Consider the following 12,508-nt stretch of genomic DNA (forward strand, 5'->3'; position numbering starts at 1 on the left):
ACGTTTGAATGATTCAAAAAAATAGATTGAAAATCACAAAAATAGCAAGAAGCAAGAATTTATTTTGAAACAAGGGAGTATCTAAAAACGATTGGGGAATTCGAATGTTTTGGAAACTTGGCTGGAGATCAAGAAAGTACATCATATGATGAGTATAAGCGAGACTTCGTATGGATGAGTTCTGGCTAAATTCTAAAAATATTCGCCATTATAGCTTTTAGATACTCTCTAAATGATTCTTACTAAAAATTCTTCAAATTTTTGTGGTTTTTAATCTTTTTTATAGTGTAGTGTAATTTTGAAAGGAGTTAAAATGAAAAAAAATAAAAGTATGCTTTTAACAAAACAGGAGTGGCAAGGAAAATGGTGGACGTCATTTTTGTGGGTGACAGGTATTTTTATTACAGCTGAGATTTTGTTGGGATTGCTTATCGTGGTTTTTGAACTGATTGCAAAAGTACTACAGTCAAAAATAGTTTTAGAAAGTATTTTTGACAATACCTTTTTAGATTTATTGTCGTTTATTCCAATTCTAGCTGTTACGATTTTTTTCACTAAAAAAATAAATCGACGTTCATTAAAATCACTAGGTTTTTTTAGAGAGCATCTTTTTAGAGAGTATTCTTTAGGAGTAGTGATTGGTGCAACTGAACTAGTATTGGTTTTAGTTGGTTGTTTGCTAACTAAAAGTTTATCAATAACTGTAAATCAAATGATAGATTGGGGAACAATCATTTTATTACTTATTGGGTTTAGTATTCAGGGATTAACGGAAGAGGTGTTGTGTCGAGGCTATTTAATGAATGCCATTTCAAGTAAAAAAGGTGTATGGGCCGGAATAATCGGAAATTCTATCTTTTTTAGTCTATTACACGGACTTAATCCCAATATTTCAGTGATTGCTTTATTTAATTTATTTTTAGCGGGGATTCTTTTTTCAGTCCTTTTTTATTGGACAGATAATATTTGGCTAGTTGGTGGAGCACATATGATTTGGAATTTTCTATTAGGACCAGTTTTTGGTATTGAGGTAAGTGGACAAAATTTTGGGCAGTCAATTTTTACTACAGCGATTAATTCGGCTCATTCTCTGCTAAATGGTGGAAACTTTGGTCTAGAAGGTGGTTTGATGTATACTGTTGTTAGCGTAATCTTAATCGGTGTTCTATGGATTATCTTCAATAGAAAATCAGCGAAGGTTAATGAAAGCATGGAGTAGAAATGAGATGCTTGGTTACAAAAATAATGAAAAAAATGTTTAGATGATAAAAAAAATATTCAAAAAATGCTAAACCATGAGTAAAAAATGGAATGGATTTATTAGTGAAATCATATTATTATTAATCTATAGAGTAATAGCAATATCTTCCCCAGAGATTTTACTCTATAAAATACTTTTCATTTATCAACCTCCTTTTTTTAGCCCACTTCTATTGAGGTGGGTTTTTTAGGTCGTTCTGCCATTTATTCAGTCTTAAAGAAAAAACGAACCCAAAACATTATTAAGTAATTAACGTATTGGGTTCGTTCATTGTAGCGACTATGATGGACTTAAAACAGTATAGTCAGCTTTTTTATTTAATTGATAAATGAGTGGCGTACTATTTGGTTTCAACTCAATATCGAATATCACTTTTTGAATATTTAAATTATTGTATAGTTTTAGATACATTTCTTTTGTGGTTAAATTATAGATTGAGGTGTATTGAGCATATTCATAAGAATCGTCGCAATTTATCGTTCCTTTAGGAATATCTAACATCAAAATTATTTATTAAGATGATAGTAGAATTTTTTTGGTAGGATGTTGCTGTTTCTTCCAACTTCATTGGGAATCATTTAGTTGAAACTCTTCATATTGAATAAAAATTTGCTCTCTTTTTTTTATATTTAGTTTGATAAAGATGTTATGGACATGAGTTTTAACTGTACCGATGGAAAGGTACAATTTATCCGCAATTTCTTGATTTGATTTATGTTCTAAAAGTAGCAAAAAAATCTCAGCTTCTCGTTGAGTGAATTGATAGTGATCCAAAAAACTGTTTATTCGTTTCTGTTCTTTTTGTTCCTCAAACTCCTCAATAGGAGCGGTTGTTTTTTCTGAGTCGAAAAAGAAGAAACGTAAAATCATCAAACAAACTAAAATTGAAAAAAGATCTTCGCAGACATTTCGGTTATTGATTTTTAGCGCTAAAGAAGTATAGTGATCTAAATTAAAGATGACGAACGTATCTTCTAACACGATGGCTATACTAGCAAAAATAAAAAGAAAGCTTATTTGCTTTAAATAATGAGAGTATTTCAATGAAGTTTCTTTTTGGCGATTTTTTACGTTCAAATAGCAACCTAAGTAAAATAAAAATAATTGATTTGGGAGGTAATAAAACCAAATTTTTAAGGCTGAATTTGGGAAAAATGGAATCATCAACATCCATAAACCAAGCAACGTGACGATTATCCATTGACCTACAGTAACTTTTTCTTTGGCTAATGAAGTAATAATTAATAAAGAAGTAATCGCATTGACTATAAAAATAATTGTTTTCACTGTAGGGATACTCATAAATGTTTGATTATAACTGACTGCAAAACTATTAATAAACTCGGTCATATATATAATAATATTATCGAAAATAAAAAAAGTCAGATAAATCGTTAAATACAGAAATAAGTTCTCTTTTGTTTTAAAATAAAAATTAATTGTGAAAGACATCGCAATCGTATAGAGAACAATCAATAAGATATTATAAATGAAAATACCGATCATTTTAAAAACTCCTTTCTTAAAATAATTTCCTTTTATAGTCCCCGTTTTCACCTACAGTATATCATTTTTTCTAAAGCGTTTTACTGATAATTCCGCTAAACTTTCGGCTAAACTTTTCTAAACCCTTGATAAAAAAGCAGTTTATATCTAAAAATAAACTTTTTTTAAAACACCTAAACAGACATGATGTTAGCGTTTACAACTTGGAGTTTATCGTAAACTGCTAATGAAATCGATATAGTAAAAGTGCAAAAAGAAAAGTAAAAAAAATTTAGGAGGAATTATCATGAATAAACGCGATTTTATTACAACCGAAAATTATTCGAAGGAGGAAATTTTATCAATTGTTGATTTATCATTAAAAATAAAAGCAGCAATTAAAAACGGTTATTATCCACCATTATTGAAAAATAAAACATTAGGAATGATTTTTCAACAATCTTCTACTAGAACGAGAGTTTCTTTTGAAACTGCAATGACTCAGTTAGGTGGTCATGCTCAATATTTGGCTCCTGGACAAATTCAATTAGGCGGACATGAAACAATTGAAGATACGAGTCGCGTACTTTCAAGGTTAGTAGATATTTTAATGTCACGGGTAGAACGGCATAATAGTGTGGTTGAATTGGCAAAATATTCAACAATTCCTGTAATCAATGGGATGTCAGACTACAATCATCCAACCCAGGAGTTAGGTGATTTATGTACGATGATTGAGCATTTACCAGCTAATAAAAAAATCGAAGACTGTAAAGTTGCTTTTATTGGAGATGCGACTCAAGTTTGTTTCTCTTTAGGATTAGTGGCTACAAAAATGGGGATGAAATTTGTTCAATTTGGACCACAAGGCTTCCAATTAAATGAAGAACATAAAGCAAAACTGGCTGAAATTTGTGCGGTATCTGGAGGTAGCTATGTGGTAACAGATGAAGAAGAAGCTATCGTGGGGGCTGATTTTGTTTATACAGATGTCTGGTATGGTCTTTATGAGGCAGAGTTATCTGAAGAAGAACGGATGTCGGTTTTCTATCCAAAATATCAAGTCAATACTCAACTAATGAATAAAGCGGGAGCCGATGCTAAATTTATGCATTGTTTGCCAGCAACTCGAGGAGAAGAAGTGACAGATGATGTGATTGATGGAGCTAATTCAATTTGTTTTGACGAAGCTGAAAACAGATTGACCTCTATTCGTGGATTACTGGTTTATTTAATGACTGATTATGCAGAAAAAAATCCAATTGATTTAGGAAAACAGGCAAAAGCAAAAGCAGCTTTAGAAATCTGCATCAATCGCGCATTATAAAATGACAGAAGTGGAAAGAGGGAAGAGTCTGGAGCCAAATGGTGTTCCACCTAAGCTATTTTAATTTAGGAAAAAGTAAGTTGAATTAAACAAGCATTGTTTTGTTTCAAACTGTTCTCCCTTTTGCTTCCGAGATATCATAGAAAGGATGATTAACTGTGGGAAGCAAAAAGAAAAAATTTAGCTTAATGAGCGCTATTTTATCTGTCATTTGTGTAGTGTTCGTTGCAGAAGCTGCTGCACCTGTGGCGGCGATTGGAAATTCTCAGTTTTTTTGGTGGATATTTTTATTGATTGCCTTTTTACTACCGTATGGACTTATTTCTTCAGAATTAGGAACAACGTATCTTGGTGATGGAGGAATTTATGATTGGGTAACGAAAGCATTTGGTCATCGCTGGGGTTCTCGTGTTTCTTGGTATTACTGGATTAATTATCCTCTTTGGTTAGCTTCATTGGCTGTCATGTGTCCCGAATTAGTGACCACGATTACTGGGATTGAAATCTCAGGTATTACAGCAGTCTTGATTGAACTAATTTTTATTTGGTTGATTGTTTGGATCAGTTTTTATCCAGTTAGTGATAGTATTTGGATTTTAAATGGCGCAGCGGTGATTAAAATGTTGTTGGCAGTTTTGATTGGCGGACTAGGAATCTATGTTGCGCTTACCAAAGGAATGGCCAATGAATATACGCTGAAGTCTTTATTGCCATCATTTGATTTGCATAGTTTATCTTTTATTTCAGTAATTATTTTCAATTTACTTGGATTTGAAGTGATTTGTACGTTTGCAGATGATATGGAAAATCCTAAAAAACAAATTCCTCAGGCAATTATTGCTGCAGGTTTAGTGATTGCGGCAATTTATATTTTTTCTGCTTTTGGAATCAGTGTAGCAATTCCGACTGATCAAATTAGTACAGGTAGCGGTTTGATGGATAGCTTTATGTTATTGACAGGTTCTACAGGTGGTTGGTTTATTATTTCAATGGCTTTTTTATTCTTATTAACATTGTTTGGAAATATGATTTCTTGGTCGTTAGGCGTGAATAATACGGCTTGTTATGCAGCAGAAAATGGAGATATGCCGAAATTTTTTGCTAAAAGAAGTAAAAAGAATGAAATGCCGGTTGGATCGGCTTTAATGAATGGAATCGTTGCCTCGATTGTAGTCGTAATCGCGCCGATTTTGCCGAATCAAGATTTATTTTGGGCTTTTTTCTCGTTAAACTTAGTGATGTTTTTACTTTCATATGTTCCTGTGTTTCCTGCTTTTTATCGCTTGAGAAAAATCGATCCAGATACGCCAAGACCATTTAAAGTAAGTGGGAAAGATGGTTTTTTAAAAGTTTTAGTGGCTGTTCCGATGTTAATGATCATCATTTCATTAATTTTTACAACAATTCCATTGAAATTCGATGCAGAGACCTTGAATGAGCAATTACCGATATTAATTGGAGCCGTAGTTTTTGTTTTGTTTGGTGAAGGAATTATTTGGATAAAGAAAATAAAAAAATAAGTTAAGTAGAGGAGAAACGAAAATGTCAAAAAGAATTGAAAAAACAACGCCAAAAAAAGATCGGTTTAGAATGCCAGCTGAGTACGAAGCACAAGAAAAAGTATGGATGATTTGGCCAGAACGTCCTGATAATTGGCGTGATGGTGGCAAGCCAGCGCAAGCAGCTTTTACCGAAGTAGCTAAAGCAATCAGTAAATTTACACCGATGAATGTTTTAGTTTCAGCGCAACAATTTCAAAATTGCCGTCGTCAATTACCGAGTGAAATTTCTGTTTATGAAATGTTGAATAATGATGCTTGGGTGAGAGATTGCGGGCCTACTTTTTTAATTAATGATCAAGGTGAGTTGCGAGCGGTTGATTGGACATTCAATGCTTGGGGTGGATTGGTTGATGGCTTGTATTTTCCTTGGGATCAAGATGATTTAGTGGCACAAAAGATTTGTGAAATTGAAAAAGTAGATTCTTATCGAACAGAAGATTTTGTTTTAGAAGGAGGCTCGTTTCATGTCGATGGAGAAGGCACCGTTTTAACGACTGAAATGTGCTTGTTAAGTGAAGGAAGAAATCCACATTTGACGAAAGAACAAATCGAAACCATGCTTTGTGATTATTTGAATTGTGAAAAAGTTCTTTGGGTGAAAGACGGAATAGATCCTGAGGAAACCAATGGACATATTGATGATGTCGCTTGTTTTGTTGCTCCTGGAGAAGTTGCTTGTATTTATACCGAAGATAAAAATAGTCCGTTTTATGAAGCCGCTCAAGATGCGTATCATCGATTAAGTGAAATGACAGATGCAAAAGGTCGCAAATTGAAGGTGCATAAGTTATGCTGTCCTATTGAAAATGTAACGATTAAAGGCGATTTCAAAATCGATTATGTAGAAGGAACCATGCCTCGTGAAGACGGCGATATTTGTATTGCTTCCTATATGAATTTCTTGATTACGAATAATGGCGTAATTGTACCTCAGTACGGTGATCAAAATGATTCATTAGCGATTGAACAAATAAAGGCCATTTTCCCTGATAAAGAAGTGGTGGGTGTCAATACAGTTGAAGTTGTTTACGGTGGGGGAAATATTCATTGCATTACCCAACAACAACCAAAAATTATAGATTAGGAGGCAAATAAATGGCTAAAATCGTGATTGCTTTAGGCGGTAATGCGCTTGGAACTTCGGTAAAAGAACAAGTAGAAAAAGTTGCTTTAGCAGCAAAACCAATTGCAGAGTTGATACTTTCTGGTCATGAAGTAGTGATTGCTCATGGAAATGGACCACAAGTTGGACAAATTCGTTTGGCATTTGAAAAAAGCGGAGAAGAGCCAGTGATGCCATTTCCTGAGTGTACAGCAATGAGTCAAGGCTATATTGGTTATCATTTACAACAAGCAATAGATTCAGAATTAGTGGCAAGAGGACTGGTTGATAAACCTGTGATTACGATGCTTACTCAAGTAGTGGTAGAGCCGACAGATCCAGCTTTTTCTAAACCAACCAAACCAATTGGCGGTTATTATGATCAAGTTACAGCACAAAGATTGATGAAGGAGACTGGTGATACGTATATAGAAGATTCTGGTCGGGGATGGCGTCGAGTTGTACCGTCACCAAAGCCAATTGATATTTATGAGAAAATTAGTTTAAGAACACTGGTAGATGCTGGACAAGTGGTGATTGCTTGTGGTGGTGGTGGAATTCCAGTCATTCAAACTGAAAATGGGTATCAAGGAGTCGATGCGGTGATTGATAAGGACTTTGCTGCTGCAAAAATGGCGGCACTAATTGATGCGGATCTATTTATCGTTTTGACAGCTGTTGATCATGTTTGTATTGACTTTGGAACTGAAAAACAAAAATCCTTGAAAGATGAATCAATTGAGCAAATGAAAAAATATATTGAAGAAAAACAATTTGCTCCAGGCAGTATGCTACCTAAAGTTGAAGCAGCGATTGATTTTGCCAGTTCAAAACAAGGACGTAAATCAATTATTGGTTCATTAGAGAAGGCAGCATTGGCGGTTAAAGGAGAAAGTGGTACAATCATTCATTTATAATTAAAAAAGCAGTTATGAAGCGGTGGAATTCCGATTCATAACTGTTTTCTATATTTTTTCAGTATTTTTTAACTGACTTTTGATGACATACTGATTCGGTTTAGACGACTGAACTTTATACGCTTCCGCAATAAAATCCAATTCTTTTTGAAGTGAGTCTAAAATTTTGAACTTGTCAGTGATTGAGACTCCTTTAGCTTCCATATAATGGATAATATCTAAAAAGTACTTGCGTTCATTTGATTGAGAATAGTAAATATTATCCAAGCTAAGATCATATTTTTTGTGATCACGAGTAACTACAACAAAACTAAATTCTTCCCGCATGCTATAGGATTGTCTTGGTCTAAAAGAGACAGATGTGTTGAAGCCTTCGAAACCTCGAGTCTCTAAAAAAATTTCAATATAATCAATTTCACAAAAAGCAATCATTCTTGTTTTTCTTTTACCAAAAACTCCTTTCAAAATAGACCAAAAAGGAAAACCAGAAAATTTCGGAATATCTGCAAAAACTGTTAATCCATCCTCTGTGATTGAAAAATAATTATAATATCTTTTAAAATCAAAAGGAGACATTACATAAACCATTCCAACTAAAGACAAACTGAAAAAAATGAAAATAAATTCTTTGTTTGCTATACCAATAAAAAGAAAAAATAGAGGGAAAAAAAACCACAGTAAAAATGGTGTCCGATTTTTTGGTTTTCCAAAATCAAAAGGTAAAGGTAGTTTGCTTTTTTCTTGGTTCACAAAATCTAAAGGCATATTCAAAAGCTCACTTAGTAAAATTAAATTTTCAATGCTGGGAAAAGATTGTCCCGTTTCCCACTTACTAACGGATTGTCTGGAAATATTTAATCGGTCAGCAACTTCTTGTTGTGTGTATTTCTTTTTTAATCTATATGCTTTTATATCAGCAGATAAAATCATGAAAATTCCCCCTTTATTTAAATCAAGAGTAGTCCAAAACAATGAGCGAAGCAAGCACTTTTTGGTTGCGCAAGCGATTTTTGGTTACCTTATGTGATTTTTTTATTATTAAAAGTGTTTTTTGTTTGTGTGTTTAGAGAAATCAACATTATTTTATTGAATCGTTAATTTTTTAGTCAAAAGTACTTTTTGGTGTTTTATTTTAATAGCTATTCATCACGGAATCATTTTTTACATTAGTTGAGCCAAAATTTCTGAGTATCTTTCTATTATGTTTTCATTTAACTTGTCTGGTTTTTGTTGCTGGATGTTTTTTAATAAATCAATAAACCATTTTGAAGCACAATTGAAGTCATAAACAGATAGCTTATATTTTAATGAGTTAACTAGTAGAAATGCTTGTTCAAATTTTTCTGCTTCTAGATAAGTTAAAATCATTGTTTTTCTAGATATCACATCTCCATTCTCATTTTGAACTTCTCCAAATTCAACTGAATCGATTTGTTTTTTTAGAAGTTGACCAATTCCTTCCCCAACCAGTTTTATTTGTCTCAATAACCAATCTTCTTCCATTTCAAATTTCCTCCAATCAGCTTGAAAAAGTGCTTTTTTTACACTCTCTAATCGATGGTTTTAAGTAACGATAGTTAGCTTTCTTAGATAAGCTTAACCGTATTATTGGTTTATCTCAGCGTTTTTTATTAATAAAGGAAAATAGCTACACTTTTGATTTTCAGGATCAATTGCTAAGCGAAAAGAATCGCCTATTTCTAAATCTCTTAACATAACAACACTCCAGTATTTTGAATGTACTTTTTCATTATTTACTAGGTATTCATATTTCCAAATAATCAGTTTACGGTTAGAATAACTAAATTGCTTTTTATTGATTAGTTTTGCCTCAACTACAATAGTGGAAGCAATAATTTTGCTAAGTTTTTGTCTAGTTTTTAGAAATATATATAAAGTAACTAAAAAGATTAAGCCAATTGCTATCAAAAAATAGATAGACAGTGAGGAATCCCAACTGACCCACAAGATTTTTTTATAAGTCAATAAAAAAAAGATTGCTAAAAAAATTTCAACAAACATTAAAGACAATAGACCAGTGATTCGTTTAAATGTATAAATAATTCCCAACCCCTTTTTCGTCTTGTTTATTAATTATTTTATCATTAATTGACAAAAACGCATAAAAAATTTTTAGTAAGCTCGTCTTTTAAGTAAAGTATCCTGAATACAGGTTGTATTTCTTTCTTTTGTAGATATATACTGATAATGGCTATGTAGCTAATTAAATCAGTTGGAAGGAGTTAGTCATGGAAACAATCAGTCACTTAACGTTTGTGGTTCAAGATTTAGAGAAATCTGCTAATTTATTTAAAACCGTATTTGGTGCCCAAGAAGTTTATTCTAGTGGTGATGATTTTTATTCTTTAACAAAAGAGAAATTTTTAATGATTGATCATTTATGGATTGCACTAATGGAAGGGGATAGTTTGCCAACGAAAACGTATAATCACATTGCATTTAAAATTAAAGAATCGGAATATACTACTTATTTACAGCGAATTCAACAATTAGGTGTGGAAATAAAGCCGGGAAGAAAGCGAATTGCTGGTGAGGCACAATCAATTTATTTTTATGATTATGATAGTCATTTGTTTGAATTACACACGGGAACATTACAGGAAAGATTGAACGCATATCGTGATTAAAAAGTGTTTGATATGTTGTTTTTAGTTGTTTTATGATACAATAATGCTAATCAAAAAGAAGGTGGTGAATTCGTCAATGGTCAACGTGTCAAAAATAACAGGTAGCTATTCGTATACAATCGAGTTTCTGGCTTTTTGTCATGTTATTATTTCCATTTTTTTATCTAAAGGGACAAGTGTGTCTAAAAATAGATAAAAAATTGAATAAATCAGACCATTCAGACTTATTTACCTAAAAAAGTAGTTAGTTAAAATAACAAGTTGAAAGTTAGTTTTCTTTTTTTGAAAGAACATGTTATAGAGTAACTTTCTTGATAAAAATTATTTAATTTGGGTAAAAGGTTGAGCAATCGTTGTTCAGCTTTTTTTGTGCTTCCATTAATATGAAGGAAATGTTTAAAACTAAAAGAATATTTATAGTAAATCTTTCTGAATGGTGGAAAGAGGAGAATAGAAGATGTTAGTGCAACTACAAAAAATAACCAAAAATTATGGTACAGTACCTGTTTTTGAAAATTTAGATTTACAAATTAATGAAGGAGAAAAAATTGGTTTTATCGGTACCAATGGTTCTGGAAAATCTACGTTACTAAAAATTTTAGTTGGCATAGAGAATGTCGATAGTGGTGTGGTTAGTTTTAAAAAGAATCTTGAAATTGGCTATCTTGCGCAAATCCATGAGGAAAGCTCGTTGAATGTAAAAGAGTACTTGATGACAACTTTTACGGAATTAAATGAATTGCAAGAGCAATTAACCTACTTAGAGCTGCAGATGACCAGTGAAGAAAATGAGTTAGAAAATTTGTTGCTTAAATATGGCCAAAAGCAAGAAGCTTTTCAACAAGCAGGTGGTTACATGATGGAAAGCCGAATAGAAATGATCACAAATGGCTTAAAAATCAATCATTTATTAGTTAGTAATTTTAATGAATTGAGTGGTGGGGAAAAAACGCTGGTAAATTTAGCTAAAATATTGGTTCAAAAAAATGACTTAATTTTACTTGATGAACCAACCAATCATTTAGATGCTGAGCGAATCGAATGGCTAGAAGGATATCTGAAACATGAACAAATGGCCTGTATTGTTATTTCCCATGATCGATTGTTTCTAGATCATGTAGCTGAAAAAATCATTGAATTAGATTTGGGCCAGTTGGTCACCTATCAAGGGAACTATTCTAGTTATAAAAAACAAAAGCAAGTAGCACTAGAGAGTCTACAAAAAAATTATGCAGAGCAACAAAAAGAAATCAATAAAATCAAACTAGCCATTCGTCGTTATCGTCAATGGGGACACGAAAGTGACAATGAAAAATTTTTTAAAAAGGCGAAAGAGCTAGAAAAACGATTGACAAAAATTCAACAAATAGTCAAACCAAAAACAGATGAAAAAAAATTAAGGAGTCGGTTTAAAAAGGCAGATCGTTCTGGAAAAGAAGTTCTTCAATTTCAACAAGTTTCCCAATTATTTGATGAACGATTGATCTTTGATAATGTTTCTTTTTCAGTTTATTGGCAGGACCGAATGGCGATTATTGGTGAAAATGGTGTAGGTAAAAGTACGTTATTAAAAATGATTTTAGGAGAAATTGAACCCACAGTGGGTCTGATCAAAACGGGCAGTAATTTACGAATAGGGTATTTATCTCAAACAATTGAATACGAAAAGCCAACTCAGACGATTTTACAAGAAATGATGAATGCTTGTTCTTTAGTGGAGCAAGAAGCTCGACATTGGCTAGCAAACTATTCTTTTTATCCCGAAGATGTCACAAAACAGCTCCGTTTTTTAAGTGGTGGTGAAAAGATTCGTCTAGAACTTGCTAAATTAATGCAGCAGGAAATCAATTTATTATTGCTAGATGAGCCAACCAATCATTTGGATATTGATACTAGAGAGGAAATAGAAGAGATTTTGACTTTGTTTGAAGGAACCTTGATAGTCGTTTCTCATGATCGTTTTTTCTTAGAGAAAATGTTTCAAACTTATCTTTTGATAGAGAAAGGAAAAATTAAAAAAAGCGAAATCCTAGTAAGAAAATAGAAAATGCAGAGGCAAAAATTCTTTGATAAATCAGCTGTTTACGTAGTTAAATCAATCATTTGGTTTCTTGCTTACTTTTTGTAAGCATATAACTTGAAAGTTTACTTACTTTTTATTAGTATTGGGATATAGAAAAAAACAACTGCTATTGGAGGAAAAAAA

The 12,508-nt window shown here is 32.4% G+C and carries 12 protein-coding genes; 7 read left to right on the plus strand and 5 right to left on the minus strand.

Annotation, left to right across the window (positions count from 1 at the left end; translation table 11 throughout):
- Nucleotides 1-313: 313 nt before the first annotated feature.
- Nucleotides 314-1,219: a lysostaphin resistance A-like protein gene (locus ACYSNW_RS14620; RefSeq protein WP_461745680.1), complete on the plus strand. Its 906-nt coding sequence runs from the start codon at nucleotides 314-316 to the stop codon at nucleotides 1,217-1,219.
- 321 nt (nucleotides 1,220-1,540) lie between these two features.
- Here the strand turns inward: ACYSNW_RS14620 and ACYSNW_RS14625 are convergent, their stop codons facing one another.
- Together ACYSNW_RS14625 and ACYSNW_RS14630 are read right to left on the minus strand one after the other, a co-directional pair.
- Nucleotides 1,541-1,762, minus strand: coding sequence for a linear amide C-N hydrolase (locus ACYSNW_RS14625; RefSeq protein ID WP_461745682.1), 222 nt, complete (start codon nucleotides 1,760-1,762; stop codon nucleotides 1,541-1,543).
- 63 nt (nucleotides 1,763-1,825) lie between these two features.
- On the minus strand, nucleotides 1,826-2,767 hold the full coding sequence (locus ACYSNW_RS14630) for a response regulator transcription factor (protein WP_461745684.1): 942 nt from the start codon (nucleotides 2,765-2,767) through the stop codon (nucleotides 1,826-1,828).
- Between the two features lie 283 nt (nucleotides 2,768-3,050).
- Here ACYSNW_RS14630 and ptcA point away from each other — a divergent pair, with 283 nt between their 5' ends.
- The 4 genes from ptcA to arcC all read left to right on the plus strand — a co-directional run bounded on the left by ptcA (nucleotide 3,051) and on the right by arcC (nucleotide 7,654).
- On the plus strand, nucleotides 3,051-4,073 hold the full coding sequence (ptcA, locus tag ACYSNW_RS14635) for a putrescine carbamoyltransferase (protein ID WP_461745827.1): 1,023 nt from the start codon (nucleotides 3,051-3,053) through the stop codon (nucleotides 4,071-4,073).
- Between the two features lie 188 nt (nucleotides 4,074-4,261).
- Nucleotides 4,262-5,593 (plus strand): APC family permease, encoded by a 1,332-nt coding sequence (locus tag ACYSNW_RS14640; protein WP_461745829.1) that lies wholly within the window; start codon nucleotides 4,262-4,264, stop codon nucleotides 5,591-5,593.
- Nucleotides 5,594-5,615: 22 nt separating this feature from the next.
- Nucleotides 5,616-6,719, plus strand: coding sequence for an agmatine deiminase (aguA, locus tag ACYSNW_RS14645; RefSeq protein ID WP_461745686.1), 1,104 nt, complete (start codon nucleotides 5,616-5,618; stop codon nucleotides 6,717-6,719).
- An 11-nt stretch (nucleotides 6,720-6,730) separates the two neighbouring features.
- Entirely contained in the window at nucleotides 6,731-7,654 is a 924-nt protein-coding gene (gene arcC / locus ACYSNW_RS14650) for a carbamate kinase (protein WP_461745688.1), read from the plus strand.
- Nucleotides 7,655-7,702: 48 nt separating this feature from the next.
- On the opposite strand, the gene ACYSNW_RS14655 is transcribed toward arcC, so the two are convergent.
- The 3 genes from ACYSNW_RS14655 to ACYSNW_RS14665 form a co-directional block, all read right to left on the minus strand.
- On the minus strand, nucleotides 7,703-8,584 hold the full coding sequence (locus ACYSNW_RS14655; protein WP_461745690.1) for a helix-turn-helix domain-containing protein: 882 nt from the start codon (nucleotides 8,582-8,584) through the stop codon (nucleotides 7,703-7,705).
- Nucleotides 8,585-8,815: 231 nt separating this feature from the next.
- Nucleotides 8,816-9,157 carry a hypothetical protein gene (locus ACYSNW_RS14660; protein ID WP_461745692.1) on the minus strand — a complete coding sequence of 114 codons (342 nt, stop codon included), beginning with the start codon at nucleotides 9,155-9,157 and terminating at the stop codon, nucleotides 8,816-8,818.
- Between the two features lie 102 nt (nucleotides 9,158-9,259).
- Nucleotides 9,260-9,724, minus strand: coding sequence for a hypothetical protein (locus tag ACYSNW_RS14665; RefSeq protein WP_461745694.1), 465 nt, complete (start codon nucleotides 9,722-9,724; stop codon nucleotides 9,260-9,262).
- 179 nt (nucleotides 9,725-9,903) lie between these two features.
- On the opposite strand from ACYSNW_RS14665, the gene fosX reads away from it, so the two are divergent.
- Together fosX and abc-f are read left to right on the plus strand one after the other, a co-directional pair.
- Nucleotides 9,904-10,302, plus strand: coding sequence for a FosX/FosE/FosI family fosfomycin resistance hydrolase (gene fosX / locus ACYSNW_RS14670; RefSeq protein ID WP_461745696.1), 399 nt, complete (start codon nucleotides 9,904-9,906; stop codon nucleotides 10,300-10,302).
- A 457-nt stretch (nucleotides 10,303-10,759) separates the two neighbouring features.
- Nucleotides 10,760-12,346, plus strand: coding sequence for a ribosomal protection-like ABC-F family protein (gene abc-f, locus ACYSNW_RS14675; protein ID WP_461745698.1), 1,587 nt, complete (start codon nucleotides 10,760-10,762; stop codon nucleotides 12,344-12,346).
- The last annotated feature ends 162 nt before the right edge of the window (nucleotides 12,347-12,508 follow it).

The sequence above is a fragment of the Enterococcus sp. LJL99 genome (genome assembly GCF_054871725.1).

Excerpts from the sequence above, each read along its gene's own strand:
- ACYSNW_RS14620 (WP_461745680.1), top strand. The coding sequence starts at position 314 with ATGAAAAAAAATAAAAGTATGCTTTTAACAAAACAGGAGTGGCAAGGA.
- ACYSNW_RS14625 (WP_461745682.1), bottom strand. The coding sequence starts at position 1,762 with ATGTTAGATATTCCTAAAGGAACGATAAATTGCGACGATTCTTATGAA.
- ACYSNW_RS14630 (WP_461745684.1), bottom strand. The coding sequence starts at position 2,767 with ATGATCGGTATTTTCATTTATAATATCTTATTGATTGTTCTCTATACG.
- ACYSNW_RS14640 (WP_461745829.1), top strand. The coding sequence starts at position 4,262 with ATGAGCGCTATTTTATCTGTCATTTGTGTAGTGTTCGTTGCAGAAGCT.
- aguA (WP_461745686.1), top strand. The coding sequence starts at position 5,616 with ATGTCAAAAAGAATTGAAAAAACAACGCCAAAAAAAGATCGGTTTAGA.
- arcC (WP_461745688.1), top strand. The coding sequence starts at position 6,731 with ATGGCTAAAATCGTGATTGCTTTAGGCGGTAATGCGCTTGGAACTTCG.
- ACYSNW_RS14655 (WP_461745690.1), bottom strand. The coding sequence starts at position 8,584 with ATGATTTTATCTGCTGATATAAAAGCATATAGATTAAAAAAGAAATAC.
- ACYSNW_RS14660 (WP_461745692.1), bottom strand. The coding sequence starts at position 9,157 with ATGGAAGAAGATTGGTTATTGAGACAAATAAAACTGGTTGGGGAAGGA.
- fosX (WP_461745696.1), top strand. The coding sequence starts at position 9,904 with ATGGAAACAATCAGTCACTTAACGTTTGTGGTTCAAGATTTAGAGAAA.
- abc-f (WP_461745698.1), top strand. The coding sequence starts at position 10,760 with ATGTTAGTGCAACTACAAAAAATAACCAAAAATTATGGTACAGTACCT.